Here is a 369-nt window from a genome sequence, read left to right as displayed (position 1 = left end):
GTCCAGCGCCCGCTCCTCCACCTGCTCGGGGCGGTCTGGCGGACCTCCCCGAGCAGGTGGAGGCGCGGGCGCTGGACCGGCTGGTGGCCGCGCTGGCCGGTGCCGGGATCGAGGACGAGCTGGCCGTGCGGGCGTCGGGGGTGTTCGTCCGTCCTCTGGCGCACGCGCCTTCGTGTGCGGCGCCGGTGGAGTGCTGGCGCCCGTCCGGGACCGTGCTGGTGACCGGTGGTACGGGTGCGCTGGGCGCGCAGGTGGCCCGCTGCCTGGCGCGGAACGGTGCGGAGCACCTGCTGCTCACCAGCCGTCTCGGCCCGGATGCCGAAGGCGCGGCCGAGCTGCGCGAGGAGCTGACCGCGCTCGGCTCCCGGG

1 protein-coding gene is annotated in these 369 nt (G+C 77.2%); it reads left to right on the top strand.

Features of this window, described 5'->3' with window-relative positions; translation table 11 throughout:
- Nucleotides 1-369 (top strand): KR domain-containing protein (locus UK12_RS33635; RefSeq protein WP_156179125.1); only part of this gene is annotated, 369 nt, incomplete at both ends.

The sequence above is a fragment of the Saccharothrix sp. ST-888 genome (genome assembly GCF_000955975.1).
Classification (GTDB): Bacteria; Actinomycetota; Actinomycetes; order Streptomycetales; family Streptomycetaceae; genus Kitasatospora.
Note: the sequence above shows the minus strand (reverse complement) of the source record. Positions and strands in the feature narration are given on the sequence as shown.